This window comes from Pseudomonas sp. s4 (assembly GCF_046764235.1).
GTDB lineage: Bacteria > Pseudomonadota > Gammaproteobacteria > Pseudomonadales > Pseudomonadaceae > Aquipseudomonas > Aquipseudomonas asiatica.
On sequence record NZ_CP177209.1, the window covers coordinates 4,820,361 to 4,836,867 of the forward strand.

The 16,507-nt window shown below is 60.9% G+C and carries 22 protein-coding genes; 1 reads left to right on the forward strand and 21 read right to left on the reverse strand.

Going from position 1 to position 16,507, the window contains the following annotated elements; translation table 11 throughout:
• Positions 1-7 precede the first annotated feature (7 nt).
• The 20 genes from ACK56M_RS22295 to ACK56M_RS22390 form a co-directional block, all read right to left on the reverse strand.
• The gene (locus tag ACK56M_RS22295) at positions 8-346 is read right to left on the reverse strand and encodes a phage tail protein (RefSeq protein ID WP_100413835.1); all 339 of its coding nucleotides are present in this window, start codon (positions 344-346) and stop codon (positions 8-10) included.
• The gene (locus tag ACK56M_RS22300; RefSeq protein WP_158239720.1) at positions 346-3,537 is read right to left on the reverse strand and encodes a tape measure protein; all 3,192 of its coding nucleotides are present in this window, start codon (positions 3,535-3,537) and stop codon (positions 346-348) included. The genes ACK56M_RS22295 and ACK56M_RS22300 overlap by 1 nt, the downstream gene beginning before the upstream one ends.
• A 223-nt stretch (positions 3,538-3,760) precedes the next feature.
• The gene (locus ACK56M_RS22305; protein WP_121757750.1) at positions 3,761-4,117 is read right to left on the reverse strand and encodes a hypothetical protein; all 357 of its coding nucleotides are present in this window, start codon (positions 4,115-4,117) and stop codon (positions 3,761-3,763) included.
• Between the two features lie 62 nt (positions 4,118-4,179).
• Entirely contained in the window at positions 4,180-4,485 is a 306-nt protein-coding gene (locus ACK56M_RS22310) for a DUF4035 domain-containing protein (RefSeq protein WP_202982206.1), read from the reverse strand.
• Between the two features lie 14 nt (positions 4,486-4,499).
• Positions 4,500-4,967 carry a phage tail assembly chaperone gene (locus tag ACK56M_RS22315; RefSeq protein ID WP_411959065.1) on the reverse strand — a complete coding sequence of 156 codons (468 nt, stop codon included), beginning with the start codon at positions 4,965-4,967 and terminating at the stop codon, positions 4,500-4,502.
• Positions 4,967-5,437, reverse strand: coding sequence for a phage tail tube protein (locus ACK56M_RS22320; protein WP_102059542.1), 471 nt, complete (start codon positions 5,435-5,437; stop codon positions 4,967-4,969). Before ACK56M_RS22320 ends, ACK56M_RS22315 begins: the two co-directional genes overlap by 1 nt.
• A gap of 8 nt (positions 5,438-5,445) precedes the next feature.
• Positions 5,446-5,793: a hypothetical protein gene (locus ACK56M_RS22325; RefSeq protein WP_411959066.1), complete on the reverse strand. Its 348-nt coding sequence runs from the start codon at positions 5,791-5,793 to the stop codon at positions 5,446-5,448.
• A 4-nt stretch (positions 5,794-5,797) separates the two neighbouring features.
• The gene (locus ACK56M_RS22330) at positions 5,798-6,268 is read right to left on the reverse strand and encodes an HK97-gp10 family putative phage morphogenesis protein (RefSeq protein ID WP_232874252.1); all 471 of its coding nucleotides are present in this window, start codon (positions 6,266-6,268) and stop codon (positions 5,798-5,800) included.
• Positions 6,265-6,555, reverse strand: coding sequence for a phage head closure protein (locus ACK56M_RS22335; protein WP_411959067.1), 291 nt, complete (start codon positions 6,553-6,555; stop codon positions 6,265-6,267). The genes ACK56M_RS22330 and ACK56M_RS22335 overlap by 4 nt, the downstream gene beginning before the upstream one ends.
• 29 nt (positions 6,556-6,584) lie before the next feature.
• A complete protein-coding gene (locus ACK56M_RS22340) occupies positions 6,585-7,061 on the reverse strand; it encodes a head-tail connector protein (RefSeq protein ID WP_135002206.1) in 477 nt (158 codons plus the stop codon).
• A gap of 3 nt (positions 7,062-7,064) precedes the next feature.
• The gene (locus ACK56M_RS22345) at positions 7,065-7,454 is read right to left on the reverse strand and encodes a hypothetical protein (RefSeq protein WP_161551439.1); all 390 of its coding nucleotides are present in this window, start codon (positions 7,452-7,454) and stop codon (positions 7,065-7,067) included.
• A gap of 43 nt (positions 7,455-7,497) precedes the next feature.
• On the reverse strand, positions 7,498-8,712 hold the full coding sequence (locus tag ACK56M_RS22350; protein ID WP_161551440.1) for a phage major capsid protein: 1,215 nt from the start codon (positions 8,710-8,712) through the stop codon (positions 7,498-7,500).
• Positions 8,713-8,726: 14 nt separating this feature from the next.
• Positions 8,727-9,602: a head maturation protease, ClpP-related gene (locus ACK56M_RS22355; protein ID WP_123083825.1), complete on the reverse strand. Its 876-nt coding sequence runs from the start codon at positions 9,600-9,602 to the stop codon at positions 8,727-8,729.
• A gap of 13 nt (positions 9,603-9,615) precedes the next feature.
• On the reverse strand, positions 9,616-11,013 hold the full coding sequence (locus ACK56M_RS22360; RefSeq protein ID WP_411959068.1) for a phage portal protein: 1,398 nt from the start codon (positions 11,011-11,013) through the stop codon (positions 9,616-9,618).
• Positions 11,013-12,707, reverse strand: coding sequence for a terminase large subunit (locus tag ACK56M_RS22365; protein WP_411959069.1), 1,695 nt, complete (start codon positions 12,705-12,707; stop codon positions 11,013-11,015). Before ACK56M_RS22365 ends, ACK56M_RS22360 begins: the two co-directional genes overlap by 1 nt.
• Before the next feature lie 3 nt (positions 12,708-12,710).
• Positions 12,711-13,193: a terminase small subunit gene (locus ACK56M_RS22370; protein WP_123083828.1), complete on the reverse strand. Its 483-nt coding sequence runs from the start codon at positions 13,191-13,193 to the stop codon at positions 12,711-12,713.
• A gap of 126 nt (positions 13,194-13,319) precedes the next feature.
• Complete coding sequence (locus ACK56M_RS22375) at positions 13,320-13,661, reverse strand: HNH endonuclease (protein ID WP_411959070.1); 342 nt, start codon at positions 13,659-13,661, stop codon at positions 13,320-13,322.
• Positions 13,661-13,867, reverse strand: a complete 207-nt coding sequence (locus ACK56M_RS22380; RefSeq protein ID WP_411959071.1) for a hypothetical protein — start codon at positions 13,865-13,867, stop codon at positions 13,661-13,663. Before ACK56M_RS22380 ends, ACK56M_RS22375 begins: the two co-directional genes overlap by 1 nt.
• Before the next feature lie 48 nt (positions 13,868-13,915).
• On the reverse strand, positions 13,916-14,239 hold the full coding sequence (locus tag ACK56M_RS22385) for a phage holin family protein (RefSeq protein ID WP_411959072.1): 324 nt from the start codon (positions 14,237-14,239) through the stop codon (positions 13,916-13,918).
• Between the two features lie 58 nt (positions 14,240-14,297).
• Entirely contained in the window at positions 14,298-15,314 is a 1,017-nt protein-coding gene (locus tag ACK56M_RS22390; RefSeq protein WP_411959073.1) for a hypothetical protein, read from the reverse strand.
• 117 nt (positions 15,315-15,431) lie between these two features.
• Here ACK56M_RS22390 and ACK56M_RS22395 point away from each other — a divergent pair, with 117 nt between their 5' ends.
• Complete coding sequence (locus ACK56M_RS22395; RefSeq protein WP_015271435.1) at positions 15,432-15,620, forward strand: ECs_2282 family putative zinc-binding protein; 189 nt, start codon at positions 15,432-15,434, stop codon at positions 15,618-15,620.
• A gap of 316 nt (positions 15,621-15,936) precedes the next feature.
• Here the strand turns inward: ACK56M_RS22395 and ACK56M_RS22400 are convergent, their stop codons facing one another.
• The gene (locus ACK56M_RS22400; protein ID WP_015271436.1) at positions 15,937-16,446 is read right to left on the reverse strand and encodes an acyloxyacyl hydrolase; all 510 of its coding nucleotides are present in this window, start codon (positions 16,444-16,446) and stop codon (positions 15,937-15,939) included.
• Positions 16,447-16,507: the final 61 nt, after the last annotated feature.

Consider the following 16,507-nt stretch of genomic DNA (forward strand, 5'->3'; position numbering starts at 1 on the left):
GCGCACCTCATGGACTGAATACCTGTTGGAAAGTCGTGCTCAGGGTATAACGGCCCTTGCCGTGGCTTGCCGTTTGCCACCCTCCGGTGGTGATGTACCGCCCTTGCTCCTGCATAGGCGGCTTCCACAGGAAGCTGACAGCCCCCTTGTGGCGGGAAAAAAATGCCAGGATCGGCGCCAGGTAGGCTTCGGTGCCGGTAAATGAGACCTGGTACGACCCGGCCAGGTTGTTGATGCCAACCGAAAGCCGCTGGCTGTATCCGTTGTTGTACTGAGACGTCAGCACATTGGGCTGCACGTCGCCGCTAGAACCCACGCGCGGCGACCAGGTGAAGACTTCCGGCATTACCCATTCCTCCGATTGCTTGGATCGAGCAGACCGTTTTGCCCTTTCTCCTGGATGATCACGCCTCGCGCTACCTTGGGCATTTCCTCGCGGACAGTATTGAGCAGCGCCTGGCCCATAGCCTCGTAACCCTCGGGCGCAGATACCGACCCACCAGATCCATCGCCTTTGATGTGGATGTTGATTTGGGGGGCAGCGGCGCCACCCCCAATCACGCCAGATGGCGAAAAGGACGCCAGCGCCGGCGATACTGAGCTACCGACGTATCCGCCGCTGGCAAAACCAGGCTTGCCGGTTCGGTTCAAACCGATCAGGTAATCCTTCATCCCTGGCTGGTCGACGACCTCCTTTCGAATCACCACTTCGCCGCCGTGCACCACCCCCTTGGGCTCAAACTTGCCGCCCGGGCCGGTGAACCCACCCTCCGAAAACCCTGCCAGAGACATACCGGCCACCATGCCGGCGTTCGCGTAGCCCGCAGCCAGCAGCGCGGCCCCCACTGGAATACCGCCGAGCACAGTCAACTCGGCAGGCGCTTTCGCTGCAGCGATCTGCGCGTTCATGATGATGGAGGCGACAGCGAAGGCCTTCTGAGCGATGAACAGAGCCTTGTAAGCCCCAGACTGCTCGCCAGCGATCTTGCCGACCATATCCGCTGCCTGCCCCGAGAGTTCGCTGAAGGTGCTGACGACAGCGACCTTGTACGAGTCCTGAATGGCAGACAGGCGCTCGTTGTTGGTCCTAGTGATGTCGGCAACTCGGTCCAAGTATTGCTGCTCGGCCGCCAGCCGCTGCTCGTTGGTGCTTTGCTGGTCCGCAAGGATCTGGTCACGCAGTTCGGCCTGGAGTGATAGCTGTTTATCGTGCCATTTCTTCAGCGCCGCTTCGGCCTCGGCGATCTTGATCAGTTCACCAGAAGCACCGGCAACCGACGCGTCGAGCCCGCCATACTCAGGCGCCTGGGTAATCGTCGCTTTCGAAATGGCGTCGGCGCCCGCACGGTACTGGTCGGAATTGAGCGTGCCGGCGCGGTTGGCCGTCTCCAGCACCTTCATCCGCTCGCGGGTAGTCGCTAGCAGTGCCTGCTCCTGCGACTGCAAGCTGCTCATGAGCGCGTCGTATTCTTTGCGAGCATTCAACGCATCCAGCTCTATCGCCTTGCCCTCCAGGCGCAGCTTGTTCTGCTGGCTCAACTGCGACAACTCGCCGTTGGCCAGGTCGTAACGAAGGCGACCTAACTCAGTCGTCTCGCCGTAAAGCGCAACCTGTTGAGTGAGGTTGGCCAGGGTCTGCTTGTAGGCGTCGTTCAGACGCTCGGCTTGTCGCTGGATATCCTCGGAGGCTTTTTTGGCCCGCTGCTGTGCCTCCTCGGATGCTTTGGCCGCCGCCTCCGAACCTTGAATGGCAGTAGCGAGGATTCGCCAGCCCTCAGCTGTACCCGGGTCAACCCCTTCGCGCTCGATCCGCCGGTTGATTTCGCCCAGAAGATCGCCGCCGTCGCGAACAGATTGCAGGCGCTCCACCAGGTTCTTGGTGTAACTGTTCCAGCCGTCGACCGTCTTCTGATCCGGGCCGGGCATGTTCTTCAACCCAGCGTTTGCGCCAGCCGCAGCAGCGGCAACGTCATCCAGCCGACCGCGCAGCATGTTGGCCACATCACCGTAATCGCCCGAGGCCTTGATTGCCTCCCCATACGCAGCCGCGGAGGCGTTGATGGCCTTCGTCATCTCCTCGTTCGGGCGGATGGCAGCGACAAGCTGCTGGGTGGCTGAATCAATGTCCTGGCCACCGGCAATACGTCGATTGAACTGAGCGACAGCGTGGTCGCGCTGGAATGGGTTTGCCCCGTAGGTGTCGCCCCATTTGTCATTGGCCTGGGACGACGCGCGAATCTCCCGCAGCGCCTTCTGTGCCGCCACCTGGGCGTCAGCTTGCTGCTGCAGGACGCCGTCCAGCTTGTAGCGAGCCTGCTCTTTGCCGAGCTCTGCAAACTCCTTGCGGAGCTCTTCAACCGGACGCTTGAGGTCGACGGTGGCCTTCCTGGCCTTCTCGCTGTTGTCACTAAACAGCAGGTAACTCGCCGCGACGGCGCCGATGGTCAGGCCAAGCCCGGGGAGCCCCCCCAGGGCAGCGAAGAGGCCTCTGCCTGCGCGAGCAGCAAGCGAGGTTGCAGAATTGTTTGCCGCTTGGGCGGCCGTTTGCGCGGCGGCCGCTTGAGCGTCCGCTAGACGTGCGATCCTAAGCCGACTAAGTGCAGCCGCATGAGCATCGGTGAACCTGGTAGCGGCAACCTGCGCCTCCGCCGCAATCGTCTCTGCAGCAGCGCGACGTACTGCCATCGAAGCAGCGTCAAGCTGAGCCGCGGTACGCCCAATTTCTGCGGATTGAGCGCTGCGAATTGCAGTTATTTGATCCCAGAGATCCTTGGTGAAGTCGAGAATCTTCCTACCGCCGTATGCTGCTCCAAGAGTGAGCGCCGAGGCGGCTAGAACGTCCATGTTCTCAGCAACTAACGTAATAGCTGCCGCTAAAACTTTCGTACTACCGGTTGTGCCATCCAACCCGCCAGCCCACGCCTGGAAGGAGTTGTTGACTGTTGTTATGGCCCCGCCAACCGAGCCAGGAAGATCCTTGAACTCTCCCTGAAGCGCACCTAGCTGGCTGATCAGAGCAGGGACGACTTTATCAATCGTAAGCAGACCTTGATCTGCCATCGCCTTCAAATCTTTCCGAGCAACCCCCATCCCAGTTGCCAGCGCTCGTATCACTCGATCGCCGTTTTCGTTGACCGAGTTGAATTCCTCGCCTCTCAGCACTCCCTGGCCAAGTGCTTGAGAAAACTGGGTAATCACAGAGGAGGATTCTGCGGCGCCTGCTCCAGATAGCTGCAGGCCAAGCGCTAAGGCTTCTGTTACGCCGAGCACGTCGCTTGAGGAATAGCCGAACTCGCGCATGGATGCGGAAGATCTGCTGAACAGGTTTGCGTTGTCGGCAAAGGCGGTACCAGTTCTTTGGCTGACCTCAAACAAGGCTTTCTGGCTTACAGTAAAGTCTTCGGTACTTGTGGATGCCTGCTTAAGCCTTGCGTTAACCTGGTTCCAACTGTCTGCCTGGTGGATCAAATTTCCGACTGCAAGCGCCCCTGCCATCGCACTTGCATAGCCACCGACAGACGATGTCAGGGACTGCATGGCCGTACTTTGTGCGCGAACCGCAGCTTCTTGAGACCTCCAAGAACTGACTGATTCCCGATTTCCTGACGTTATGGTCCGCAGATAGCTCTGTCCCATTCGCCCGGCCTTGGCCATCTCGCGCTGATAAGCGCTGGTCTCAGCGGACACACTAACGATCAGAGAGCGAAGAGTTTGCCCTGCCATGCCTTTCTCCAGACATTAAAAAGCCCGCCGAAGCGGGCTATTTGGTTCTTTCACTTTGTACAATCTCGTTGTCCTCATCGATGTAATATCTCCATCGATTCCGACAATCTGCATACACGACGATTTTATCTGGCGCTCGGCTCAGCTTCTCCGAAAGTCCAACGTACTCCACCTGGTCGCATCGAGTTTGTTTACCGGCCTTAAACAAAGCAGATCGCTCAACGCTCTTGATTCGTTCAATGCCAGAGTCGCCCCACAGCTGATAAGTTCGTGGGTAGCTTTCTCGCGTGTAGATAGAAAGAACAGACTCGTCAACAACAACCTCAGAGTCAGGCCTCTCAGAATTTCCACAGCCGTAGATTGCCAGCGGTAAAATAAACAGTAGTCGCTTCATGCTTCCTCCTTGGAAACCGGGGAATCTACCATGATGCACCATGACGAAAAAAACTCACCGCTCTAGCTTTCTACTGCTTTCGTCATCAGGAAGGCCTTGAACAGCTCTTCCCCTTCCTCCGGGGCCTGCTCAAAAGCTGGCTTTTCCGTCTTCCATTGAGGAAGCAGGTCCATCGGAGTCACCTTGGCGCCCTGGGCCTGCAGTGTCGAAGCAGCAACGATCGCAGCCTGGATGTCACCGCGCGCGTCACTCAGCGGCGACTCCTCGTTGTAGGCCTGCCAGAGGAACAGCTCCTCGGCGCTCATGCACTGCTTGAGATCCTGCAGAGTCATGCCCAGCCGGAGGGCCAGAGTCAGCATAAAGGCCAACTCTGGCTCCTCCGTTAGCCGTTTCCCGCCGCGTCAACCGGGTCCTGGGCGCCAGCGCCTGCCTCGACACCACTCAGCTCGAACGCCTTGCCCACCAGCCGGTCGTGAACAGGGCTGAAGGCCTTGGCCACGACCGACACATCCTCATCTTCAAAAATGCGGGAATGAGATTCGTCAAGCAGGGTGCGCGCCAGCACGAAGGCGTACAGCGGCGAGGAGTCGATATCGACCAGGCGGGCGGCCGAGGTTTCTTCGTCACCCTCCTCCGGTTGCTCGCTCAGGCCGACAGCGGCGCGGGCAGTAGCCACTGCCGCTGCCGCACGGCGCCGGTACTCAGCCCAGTCGCCAGCGCTCAACGCCATCACCACGACCTTCGCGCCATCCCATTCCGGTACCTCAAGCGATTCATGCTTGAAGTTCCGGATCGGGTCGAGCGCCATCGCTCGCAGGCCCTGTGCGCCTGCAGTCTTTGCGCGGGCCATTACGGGGTCACCGGCGGGACGGTGAAGGTGACGCTGCCGGTGATGCGCACGTTGAAGGTACCGTTAACGGTGCCGTTGGGCGCAGCATCCCAGGTGAACTGGGTGACCAGGCCGAGGAACGTCGAGGACGTACCATCCTTGAATACCGACTTGAATGCCCGCGGCTCGCCGTCGTCGCGTGCGGTTCGCAGCACGGTCTGAGCTTCGTCATCCGCTTTCCAGTTGCCGGACATGCTGAAGGTACCGTTGTCGGCCAGACCAACAGTGAACTCCTTGGCCTCGCTGGCCAGGGTGGTTACCTCAATTTCGTCCGACTGGCCGCCCTGGAACTGAGGCTGCTTGATCGTTACCGACAGGTCGGCGTACTCCAGGCCGTCGGCGGCCGGGTCTAGCGTGGTGGTCTTGGAAACGCTGAGCTGGGTACCCTGCGTTTTCACGAACTTGGCTTTGGTTGGGTTCTGCGCGGCCATGGGGCCTCCTATGGTTGCAGGGTGTACTCCCAGCTCACGCTGAAGAGTTTGGTGTCATCTTCGAATTCGTCCGGCAGGCGATCGGCGCCGCCAGTGGTGAAATCTTCGCCGTCGATGGTCATGGCATTGAATGCTTCACCGGCCAGTGTCAGCGCCTGCAAATAGCTTTCACCCCATGCGGCGAGCTGAATGGTTACGTCACTGGAGCCGTCCCAACCGGCCAGGGTGAATCCGGTGGAGCCACTGACCGTTTGGATCACCAGGCGCGGCTGAGCCGCCCCCTCAGGGGCAACGCCGAAAAACACGCGGCCATCGACAAGAGGCGACAGCCTGTCGATCAGGGATTTCTCGATCATGGGATTACCGCGCGGTGGCGTTGTCGATGCCTTCGGCCAGCTTGTCACTCACGGCCGCTTCGATTTCCGGCAGGCTCCCGTCCCAGGCCGGCCGAATGAACGGATGGGCCTGCATCTTGGAGGTGCCAAGTTCCAGGAACTTCCAGTAGAACGGTGCCTCCCATTCCGTCGCGGAGGTCCGGCCCTTCTTACCGCGACGCTTGAGGGCCTTGGACTGCTTGCCGTTGGGCTTCTTCACGCGCAAGCCAGCTGTGGCGCCCCCAGGCGTCTCGGACTGCTTCAGGCGCACGGCTGCGATATTCTTCTTGAGCTTGCCAGTACGAACCGGCGTCGTGGCACGAGCCTTGTCCCTGGCAACTCGGGCGCCAGCCATTACGGCATCACGCACGATCTTGTTGCCCGTGGCTTTAGCCAAGCGCTCGAAGTCGGCCTGTAAATCACCCAGGCCGACGACAGTCAATGATCCATTGCTCATTTCGGCTTCACCGTCTTGCACATGAGTTTGAGCATGTCGCGCTGATTGGTAGGCAGCTGAGCGATGATTTCGTAGGCAACGCCGTCATGCACCATGTGCTGACCGGCGACAACGTCCTTGCGGTAACGGATGTTGATCTCAGCGCTCACCGTGACCTGCATCTGTGACGCAGCCTCATACATGCGGCCCGAGGGAATGTTTATCTCTGCCCAGAGAGGGCCGAGGTCACCCCACACCTTCGATGGCTGACCCAGGGCATCTTTCTCCTCGATGTACCCACGGCGCATGCAGCGATGTCGTAACGGCCCGGCTCGCATCACACACCCATCCGGATGCGATATGGCATCAGCAGGTGCTGGGACGCCAGCGGCAGCTCGGTGGTGATGGTGCCTGTGACCACTTCCTCACGGTTGGCGAATAGATGGCCCAACTTGAGCAGGCAGGCAGCCTGTATTGCAGGGTTGAGCACCATGCCGTAGGCAATGGCGTCGGCTTGGTCATAAGCATTGGCCAGCGCCTGGCGGGCGTGCTCGAGCAGGCGGCAACGCAGGGTGAGGTCCTGCACCGCCTCAGCGGCCACGACAGCCTCGACATTCGCAGCCTTGGCCTGCTGCATGATCGCCTGAACGCCGGCTCGGGCCTCGTCGAGCGTGACCTGATCCAAATAGAAGCGCCGATTGAGGAACTGCATCGCCGTCTCTTCCGCTGCATCAAGTTGCGTCTGGACCAACGCCTGGTCTTCAGACTCCGCCCTGAGGTGATGCATGGCCACCTCGATTGCGATCACGGACATGGGTTACTCCTCGGCCTGCGCCGGCTCGCCACCGGCGATCAGTCGCTCAGCTTCCGCATTGGCTTCTTCCTGGTTACCGGAGAACTCGCCAACCTGGTTGCCTTCAGCGTCCACCACGATGTACTTGCCAGCGCCCTTGTGCTTAGCCTTGAAGCCGGCGACTGGCTGGGCAATCGGCAAGGTGACGGCGCCCAGGCTGCCGGTGGTCAGCACGCCCGCGCCAACTGCATCTTCCTGCGAGATGGTCACCACCACCTCGCCTTCGGAGTCGTCCGGCTCGGCATAGCCCTTCTGGACCAGCTCGCGGCCGTGCTGCTCGATGGTCTCGAAAGACGTGCCTTCCACCAGCGTTTGGCCGCCCAGGTACAGAGGTTTCAGGGTTTTCAGCTTCATGAATGCCTCCAGGGGCCGCCACCCGGGCGGCCCTCATACAGGGTTATGGAGTGGTCGGCGCGGTGAAGTTGCCGTAGATGAACGCCTCTGGGCGCTTGACCGCCAGGGCGGCACGCTCCTCGCAGCGGATCGAGATCAGGTTCTTCTCGAAGTCGTCTGCGTTTTCGGTGGAGATCACCACGTTGGCGTCTTCGCGATCGAACAGCTGAGCACCAGTCTGGAAAGCACCGGTCAGGAACTTGCCTTGGAAGCCGGCAGCCTCGGTGGCCACGACCGGCAAACCCCACAGGACAGGGCCAGCCAGGCCCAACGGGTTGGCGAGGATGTAGCGACCCAGGGTGTCCTTGGTCAGCTCGATCTTCGCCCAGTCCATGAAGTGCAGGACGTGGCCGGAAGCCGGCAGGCGCGCCAGCTGAGCCTGGAGCATGGCCAAGCGCAGGTCATCGATGCCCGACTGATGCTCGACCTCGAATGCAGGGTCGAAAACCGAGGCTTGCGGGACGATGCCATGCAGATGTACGCCGGTACCGTCACCGAACAGGATCTCCTGCTCTTCGACGTATTTCAGGCCGTAGCGCATTTCGACATCGATAGTGGAGCCCAGCTGCGCGAAGTCATCCAAGATCTGCTTGGAGGCCTTGAACATGTGCGCGATGGTGGATACAGCAGTCAGCTTCGGCGCGAAGCTGATGTTCGAGTACGGTTTGGCAGTGCCCTCAGCCACGACCTTGGCGGCGTTGGTGAAGCCGGTCTGCTGCACCCAGAAGATGGCCGGCGCGGTCGTGCGGCCCGGGGCGATCAGGTCGCGGATGAACAGGCGCTGCTTCGGCGCAGTGTCGATGCCAGGAAGCCGCTGGGGCTCGACGACGCCGGCAGGAATGTCGGTGGACAGCAATGCTGCGCTCACCGGGATGCTCACGCGCTTATTGCCTTCGACACTGGCCGCGAACTGCTTCAGCGCCTCGCTTTTGATCACCACGCCACCGAGACTGTCGCGGGTTTGCGGGGCGCTCGCCGAAGGCAGGCGTGCGAACTCCTGCTCGAGCTCGCCCAACTGGGCTTTCAGCTGCTTCTCGGCTTCGGTCAAGCTGTTGAACTTGGTCGCCAGTTCGTCGACAGCGTTCTTGGTTTCTTCGGAAAGGCTGCCGGCCTTCTTTGCCTCGGCCAGGGCGTTTTCGGCCTGCTTGCTGAAATCGCTGGTGGCCTGCTTGAGCTCGTTGGAGACCTGCTTAAGCAGGTCGGCGGTGTTGTCTGCCATGGGATCTTCTCCGGTTACTTGAGGGCTGCTGCCGAGAACCGCGACATTGCGGCCTGTAAATCGGCAAAGTGGGTGGCCAGGTCGGCCGGGGGTTCGGCAGCGCTTCGCGTACCGGAGGGGGCAGCGCCAGGCGTACCACCCTTGAGTTCTTGAATAAGGGAGCGCCGCTCGGAGCGGGGCATGCCCTGTTTGGCCAGAATCGCGTCCAGTCGGCGAGCTGCGATCTGGTGCGGCGCCTTGGCCTGCGGGTCTTCCTGCGCAGCGTCCGATGGGAGAAGCCCATCAGCGAAGCCGGCCTCAACAGCCGCACTTCCCCCCATCCAGGTCTCGACGTCCATAAGGGCGCGCATCGCGGCGACCTCATCGCCGGTTCTGACCGAGTAGATGTCGGCCAGGGTGCCGTCGATCTGGTCGAGGAAGTCGGCAACTTCGGTGAAGTCGTTTCGGTCACCCGCGGCGATGGTCCAGGCGTTGTGGATCATCATGAAACCGGCTCGAGCGATCTGGATTTCATCACCGGCCATGGCGATGAACGATGCAGCCGAGGCGGCCAGGCCAAGCACCTGAACGGTTACCTTGCCCTTGTGCTCGCGCAGCAGGTTGTAAATCGCCAGGCCCTCGAAGACATCGCCGCCTGGGCTGTTGATCTTCACAGTGATGTCTTTGTCGCCGATGCTGCGAAGTGCGGCACTGACACGCTTGGCAGTAACGCCCTCCCCCGTCCACCAGTCCATGCCGATCGGGTCGTACATGGTGATGGTGGTGGAGTCATCACCGGCTGCAGCCTTGATCGCTGGATTCCAGCGCTCCATGGCCTTCGGCAGGAGATCGGATTCGACGCGCGCGTGCGGCCGCACCGCCGGCGCTGCCGGTAGTGTCTTGAGAGTCATGGGTTACTCCAGGTCAGGCCGCTTTGAGCAGCGGCATCGATATCAGCGCGTGGGCCATCATGGGGCCGTCCGGGTTTCCGGATTCCAGGGCCTGGGAAGCCAGTTCGACGGCCTTGTTGATGGCCTCTTGGTCGTCGTTGTTGCGTGCCGAGACCAGCCGAAGCATGAATGCCGAGGCAGCCGGCGAGACGCCTGCGCTCGGCTTCCCGAGCTGGTCCAATGGCACCAATGCGGATTGGACCGTGTACGTGTCTCCGCCCGGGATCGGTGGCAGGTTCTCCAGCCGGCGTACCTCGTTGCGCGACATCCAGCCGTTTTGCAGCGCCGTGTTGTACCAGGCCCCTCGGCCGGCGCTGTCTGCCCGCAGCAGGCCTTCCACAGCGAACTCGGCGAAGTAGTCGTCGGCATCGGCCTCGCCGATCAGGCAGCGAGTGATCTCCTGCTCAATGTTGACCAGTAGCGGCCGCAGGCTGTTGGTGAGGAAGTGCAGGTTCTGCGCCTCAACCGAAGCAGCCCAGCTGGACTGCTTGTCCATGTGGCCGACCATGAAGGGCGGCACTCGGAACCAGCGGCACATCTCCTCGATCCCGAAAGACCTCGATTCCAGCATTTGCGCGGCTTCAGGGTTCATCGTGATGCCCTGGTACTTGAAGCCCGCCTCCGCCACCATGATCTTGCCGGCGTTTTTCGAACCCATGAATGCCTGCATGCTGGCCCGAAGCTGCTCGCGCTGCTGTGGCGTGATCTTGGCGTCGCTGCTCAGGATGCCGGAGGCCTGCATACCCTGTGCAAACACCTTCGCCGCAGCCTCCTCGATCGCCATGGCTGAGCCGAAGATCTCGCGACCGGTGGTGACGGGGAGCATCCCGCACACTCCATCCAGGCCGAAACCACGAATGTGCATCAGGTTCTTCTCGGGAATGTCGCGGTCCACGCCATTCTCGTTGTAGGTGTACTTCAGGCGCCCGTTTTCCTGCCGCTTGACCTTCATGCACTGGGGCAGAAGCGGCACCAGGGCGATGATCCTGCTGCCGATCATCTTCTTCTCGACGAACGCATTGCCTCGAAGACAGATGCTCGCCACCACCAGCAGCATGAAGCGCTGCGGGGTCATCTCGGCGTTCGGGATGCGGCAAAGCACGCGGAACAGCGGATGGTCTTTAGCGATCTCGCGTGATCCGTCGGGAAGGCGCCGATACAGCTTGAGTGGCAGCGTGGAAACGGATTCGGACAGCAGCCTCACGCACGCCCATACCGTGGACAACTGCATGGCCTTGTCGACAGATACGTGCTTTCCAGATGCGGAGCTGCCGAACCATTCTTGCCAAAATGCACCATCCTTCAGGCCGATGGGCACCCCGAGCCAGTTTTGCAACGCAGCCTTCACACGGCCCGGTTTCTTCTCGGCCATCAGATTCCTACCATGATCGGGTTATCAAAGAAGCCCTGGAGATCGCCAGAGCCTTCCGGGTTCAACGCCATCAGCGTTGCCGCATCAAAGGTCGCCATCAGCGGGTCGATCTTGGCAGTGCCGCTGACCTGCTTGTTGATCGCGATTGCGTTGCCGACCTGCACGGTCTTGGCGTTGCCCACACACCAGGCCATCAGCCGGGAGTCGCCGTGAATGAACTCGCCACCGGCAACCTTTCGCTCTGTGGTCTTGATCGCGCCATTCAGGCGCCACCCCTGGGATACGGAGGCGATCCGCTCCATGGCGATGCCGCGCTCCTCGGTGGTGAGTTCGTCGATGATGTCGCCAATGCCAGCCGCGTCCACGCCGATGGCCTGTTTCTCTGGCAGCAGCCCAGCATCGCGCACCTGGCAGATGATGTCAGCGACATCCCGAACATCCTCCCCGGGAAGCTGAACAATGGTCAGGTCGCCGTCCGCCGAGAAGTCGTTCAACACGCTGACGATGTCCTTCCGGCGCTCCAGCACGATCTTGTGCGCCCAGGCATGAGCCCAGTGCAGCCACTTCCGGGTGCCGCGCTCTCTCCCGATCAGGCTCAGACCCAACAGGTCGTCCAGGCCTCCGCCGTCGATCCCGGCCACTACCACTTCGCTTCTGCGCAGCAGCTCCTCGAGGGTGAGCTGCTTGTCGCCCCGGCCTTCCCAGTGGTCGGCGCCCGCCCAGCGGTTCGCCCGCAGGTTCATGCCGATCTGGATGTTCAGGTGCTTGGCCAGGAACTTCCGCTGGCTGCCCTCATCCTTGCGCAGGTTCTTCGCCAGCTCGTCTTCCAGCCACTCCCGGCTTACCGACCGCCCCATGTTGGGGTTGGTGACGTAGAAGTTGTCCGGCTGAAGGTAGGCCTTGCTCTTCACCATGGCCTCTGGGAACTCGTACAGGACGCCCAGCGACTTGCGATCATTGACTACCCCGTCGCGAACATCACGGTAGTAGCTCAGCTTCTCTTCGAAGACCCCGGCCGGCGGCTCGTCGCTCTGCGTCGACAGCAGGATTACGAAACCTTCGTCTCGGGAGATCTGGCCACCGGTGGCCTCCATCAGCATGGCGTCGGCGTTCGCGCGCTTGCCGAACACCCACACCTCGTCGATCAGGATCTTGCCGGACTTCTTACCCGATACCGTGTCGGTGTCGGCCGCGACCACCTTCAGCGCCGCATTGTTCACCCGGTGGGTGATGGTGCGGATGTGATCCTGGACGTGCAGCAGTTCGCTGAGCTCCGGATCGGCCCGCACCATGCCGGCGGCTGGCTTGTAGCTGTTCGCCGCTACTTCGATCGTCGGCGCGATGATCAGCAGCTCCTCATCGTGCCGCCAGTTCAAGATCAGCGCCGTCAACATGATGCCGGCGGCGATCGTTGATTTCGTGTTCTTCTTGCTGATCAACAGGAAGAACTCCCGGATCAGCTGCTTACCGTGCTCGGCATCGTAGGCCCCAAAGATGGCGGCAACGAAGTCGAACACCCATTCATCGCAGCACTCGCCGAAAGTCGGCTGGCCAGGCAAATCGACGACCTTGAGCGCCTTGAACACTTCAAGCGCGGCCTCGGCTTCATCGGGAAACAGCGGCTTGAAGGGAATCAGCGATTGGCCAGCAACGATCCGAGCCTCCCAGTCTGGGCAGGCTGTCGTCCACTCCATGCATCACCCCTTGTTGTTAACCACCAGCTTCGGTGGCGGACGGGCGCCGAAACGCCCCTTGCTGACCTGATCGGCCGCTGCGGCCTTCTGTTCCTTCTTGCCCTGGTCGGCGACCTTGCCGTGCTTGTAGGGCAGTAGTGCCTTGGCGGCATCGACGCGCAACTTGGGCTCAGCAGCCTGCTCATTCATGACGGCCTTCAGGAAGTCCATCGGGTCGTCGAAATCGCCCAGCTCGAGCTCCCCGACGGCGCCATCCTCTGGCGGAGGAGCTTTAACTTTCCGGCCTGGTTTAACTTCCGTGGACGCTGCCTGCCGGTCGCGCAGATGCCGACCAATTGCGGCGATGACATCCGGGTCCTTTGCGAGCTTGGAGCCCGCTTGCGACGCGGTTTTCTCTGAATAGCCGGCGGCGATGGCCGCGTCTCGGTTTGACGCTCCCGACAGCAAAGCGTCAGCAAACCGTCGCTTCTTGTCGGTTAAAGCCATGGTTAACTTTTCCGTGAAAGGGGAAAAAAACTGCGAATGGGAGGGGGCGTGGTTTCCGAGAAGGAAAGGTATGCACTCTTACCCCACCCTCCCCCTTGAAGCACGTCATAGCCCCGATGAAGCACGTCAATCCCCCTGTTTCGCATCAGATCGGTGCACGCCCAGCTCGGCTGCATCGGCCGCCGTCTTCTTCATGTGGCAACCGTCAGGACCACAGCACAGGATCTGGCAATTCTCGTCGGTGTCGGCGCCGCCTTGATGCAACGGCACGCGGTGGTCGAGCTCGAAGCCATTCGGGTAGGCAACAACTCGGCCGCATTCGACGCACGTCGGCGATTCCGCCCACAACCGCAATCGACGGGCCTGAAGCCTGCTACCTGTCATCCGGCGCTCCGAGGTGTTGGTGGTCGAGAGCTTGCGGCCTTCTACAGGCTTTAGCCTCGACTTCAGCGTTGGCAGCTTGGGCATCAGTCTTGGACCTTGCGTGTCATCATCCGCACCTCGTTGGCAATCTCAACAGCTCGCTCACGCACCTCCAGCACCTGGCCGTCGAACGTATGGACGATGGAACAGACGCCGTGCCACTGGGAGCTGGTGCCAGCCTCCTGCACGCGGGCAATCGCGCTCGGCGCCAGGAAGTGTTGGCGGCGGTTGATGTCGGTCAGGGTGATCATTGGCTACCTCGCGCCACGAAACGGCGCATCTTGATGTTGTGGCGCGGCTCACGGCCCATCGACCTTTCGCTCTGCCCAGCGCCTGCCGAGCTGGCGCGCCTGCTCAACGCCAAGCACACCAACGAAGCCGGCGGTGGCGAATGACCAGGCGATGCTAAGACCGAACTCTTTCACGGTCAGGCCAACCACCATCACGATCAGCGCGCCAAGCGTTGCCTCAATCAGCTGGCGGACGGGGCGCGTTTCCTTGCCGTCGTACTGAATGCGCAACCAGGTCAGGGCGAATGTCAGGCCCATTGCAAGGCCGTTCTCTCTCAGGGCGGTAAGCACCATCACCCAGAAGGATGGGTCTTTCTCGGGCATATGGGCCATCTCGATTCCTCCCGTTGCGGGGAGCAGAAAAACAAACCCGCTCAAGGCGGGTACTGGATCAGCGTCGATGCAGCAGACCGCCTGGGCGAAGCTCTTCGCGGATCGCCTGGCGCACGGTTTCAGCAGGATCAGCAGCCTTGGCAATCTCGTCGCACAGGGCCTGGCTAAGCTCAGTCCCGGCGATCTGGCCAACGATCAGGCTTAGGATCTCAGCGGCATTGCCCTTCTCGATGGCGCGTTCCATGTCGGTCCGATCATCTTTGGTCTCGCCGCGGGCCTGGTCGATGCCAAGACCGATGCCAGTGCAGACGTATTGGCCATGGGAGTTCCTGAACATCGTCACTACGAACTTATCGGATCTCACCAGGGCTTGGGAAAGCAAAGCTGTCCCTCCGGGCTTCCAGTCCGTCAGCGCATCACGCAGTGCACCTTCGCTCTCATCGCCTCGGTAAATCGCTTTCTCCAGCGCACCAATGCGCCCGGCCAAAGCCTCATCCGCTGATGCGCGGGTGCTGGCTTCGTCAACGATCTGCGCTTTGGTTGCGAACTGATCAACGAAGGCCTGGCTGATGAAGACCTGGTCACCCTCAATCACGAACGGCTGATCAACCGATGGTTCATCGCTTTTCGGGCAGCCAAGGCGCGCCATGACCTTGCCGCTGCAGGTAATGGTCAACCCGTCGGCATTGATGGTGACGCCTGAGCCAGACCGCAACGAGGTTCGCGCCAAGGCCTCCTGCTCGGTTTCGAGGCGCCGGTACGTCAGGGTGGTGCGGATGTCCGATCCGTCGTGATCGAACGAAATATCCTCGGTCGAGAACTCGGCATCAGCGCGGAACTCGACCGGCACCTTGCCGATCTGCTCCTGCAAGAACGCCAGGCGGGCCTTAGCCCCTGCCGGGACTTCGCTTTCTGGCCACTCGCTGGCGGTGACGGTGATCATCTGCGGGTCGCTGGGCAAAGATCCGACAGCCATATGACCGCTATTGATCTCCATGGCGCCCGCCTTGAGATCCAGGCGGTAGCCGGACATGCCGGGAACATAATCGGCACTCTGAATAACGTTGACGTCCAAGGCAGGCTCCTGAAACGAAAAAGGCCCGCCGAAATGGCGAGCCCTTGGAATGGGTAGAAAGGTGGCTCCGTGCTATCGTCGAGTTTCCACACAAGACGTTTCACGGAGCGAAAAACGATGAAGGTAACCCTCAAGTGCGCCAAGTGCGGCAGTGACAAGTTCGAGGTTCCGGCTAGGCCGAACAACAACTCGAAGGTCACCTGCGGCAAGTGCGGCGCTATCGAGACTTACGGAAAGCTCATGAAGGCTGTGGGTGACAAGGTCACGAAAGACCTGGAGCGGCAGCTCGGGAAACTGTTCAAGTGACTTGAGCGTTTCGCTCAGAGGGCGCAGGAAGTCAGCGGCGCCCTCAACCTCAACGTCGAGCTGTAGCTTTTCCATACAACCTCCAGATACGAAAAAGCCCCGGCAGATACCGAGGCTTGGAATGGGTGCGGAGGGCCGGTGCTTACCCGGCTTGTTGGCCTGGATCGCTGGGTCACATACCCCAGACTCTCATCGCGTAGCCGATCAGGGAGCGCACGGCTTTGATCGACGCCACTACCGACTTAGCCCAGCTGCCTGAGCGTGTCATCCGCATAAAAAAGCCCGCACAGGGCGGGCAAAGAGGGATCGTGCTTTTTTAAATCTGGTGGCTGTAGAACAGCGAGTACGACTCGATACCGTCGTTGGGCTGCTTAATGCCAGCGTTGGAGTAGTGAATCGCTCGGATGCCAACCTTCTGCGTCTCGCCGATCTTCAAGCCCGCACCGATGCGGTCTTCAAAGTTGAAGGCCGAACCAAAGTCCTGGTCACCTGCGGACGTACCAGAGAAGACCGCCAGGCCGATGCCAGCCTCAACGAATGGCTTCACGTTACCGCTGCCGAACTCGTAAACGAAAACTGGCGCAAAGGACAGCGAGTGAGCCCCACCTGAAGCATCGCCTGCTTCCCAGTAGGTGTAGCCAGCATCCCAATAACCGGTGAGACGGCCAGTACTGGATTCAAACCAGCTTTTGCCCCAGTTAAAGCCAATGCCGACGCGCGCTGTAAGACCACCTTGGCCTGTCGCGCCAAGCGCTCCGGATAGCTCAGCCGCTCCGGCGGACGCAGCGAAAAGGGAAAGCGCCACAACGGCGAGAACGTTTTTCATACTCACGGTCTTCCATGTTATTGAGTAGCAACCTATCAGAATCATAGCGCTATCAAATCGT

Excerpts from the sequence above, each read along its gene's own strand:
- ACK56M_RS22295 (WP_100413835.1), bottom strand. The coding sequence starts at position 346 with ATGCCGGAAGTCTTCACCTGGTCGCCGCGCGTGGGTTCTAGCGGCGAC.
- ACK56M_RS22300 (WP_158239720.1), bottom strand. The coding sequence starts at position 3,537 with ATGCAGTCCCTGACATCGTCTGTCGGTGGCTATGCAAGTGCGATGGCA.
- ACK56M_RS22305 (WP_121757750.1), bottom strand. The coding sequence starts at position 4,117 with ATGAAGCGACTACTGTTTATTTTACCGCTGGCAATCTACGGCTGTGGA.
- ACK56M_RS22315 (WP_411959065.1), bottom strand. The coding sequence starts at position 4,967 with ATGGCCCGCGCAAAGACTGCAGGCGCACAGGGCCTGCGAGCGATGGCG.
- ACK56M_RS22320 (WP_102059542.1), bottom strand. The coding sequence starts at position 5,437 with ATGGCCGCGCAGAACCCAACCAAAGCCAAGTTCGTGAAAACGCAGGGT.
- ACK56M_RS22325 (WP_411959066.1), bottom strand. The coding sequence starts at position 5,793 with ATGATCGAGAAATCCCTGATCGACAGGCTGTCGCCTCTTGTCGATGGC.
- ACK56M_RS22330 (WP_232874252.1), bottom strand. The coding sequence starts at position 6,268 with ATGAGCAATGGATCATTGACTGTCGTCGGCCTGGGTGATTTACAGGCC.
- ACK56M_RS22335 (WP_411959067.1), bottom strand. The coding sequence starts at position 6,555 with ATGCGCCGTGGGTACATCGAGGAGAAAGATGCCCTGGGTCAGCCATCG.
- ACK56M_RS22340 (WP_135002206.1), bottom strand. The coding sequence starts at position 7,061 with ATGTCCGTGATCGCAATCGAGGTGGCCATGCATCACCTCAGGGCGGAG.
- ACK56M_RS22345 (WP_161551439.1), bottom strand. The coding sequence starts at position 7,454 with ATGAAGCTGAAAACCCTGAAACCTCTGTACCTGGGCGGCCAAACGCTG.
- ACK56M_RS22350 (WP_161551440.1), bottom strand. The coding sequence starts at position 8,712 with ATGGCAGACAACACCGCCGACCTGCTTAAGCAGGTCTCCAACGAGCTC.
- ACK56M_RS22355 (WP_123083825.1), bottom strand. The coding sequence starts at position 9,602 with ATGACTCTCAAGACACTACCGGCAGCGCCGGCGGTGCGGCCGCACGCG.
- ACK56M_RS22360 (WP_411959068.1), bottom strand. The coding sequence starts at position 11,013 with ATGGCCGAGAAGAAACCGGGCCGTGTGAAGGCTGCGTTGCAAAACTGG.
- ACK56M_RS22365 (WP_411959069.1), bottom strand. The coding sequence starts at position 12,707 with ATGGAGTGGACGACAGCCTGCCCAGACTGGGAGGCTCGGATCGTTGCT.
- ACK56M_RS22370 (WP_123083828.1), bottom strand. The coding sequence starts at position 13,193 with ATGGCTTTAACCGACAAGAAGCGACGGTTTGCTGACGCTTTGCTGTCG.
- ACK56M_RS22375 (WP_411959070.1), bottom strand. The coding sequence starts at position 13,661 with ATGCCCAAGCTGCCAACGCTGAAGTCGAGGCTAAAGCCTGTAGAAGGC.
- ACK56M_RS22380 (WP_411959071.1), bottom strand. The coding sequence starts at position 13,867 with ATGATCACCCTGACCGACATCAACCGCCGCCAACACTTCCTGGCGCCG.
- ACK56M_RS22385 (WP_411959072.1), bottom strand. The coding sequence starts at position 14,239 with ATGGCCCATATGCCCGAGAAAGACCCATCCTTCTGGGTGATGGTGCTT.
- ACK56M_RS22395 (WP_015271435.1), top strand. The coding sequence starts at position 15,432 with ATGAAGGTAACCCTCAAGTGCGCCAAGTGCGGCAGTGACAAGTTCGAG.
- ACK56M_RS22400 (WP_015271436.1), bottom strand. The coding sequence starts at position 16,446 with ATGAAAAACGTTCTCGCCGTTGTGGCGCTTTCCCTTTTCGCTGCGTCC.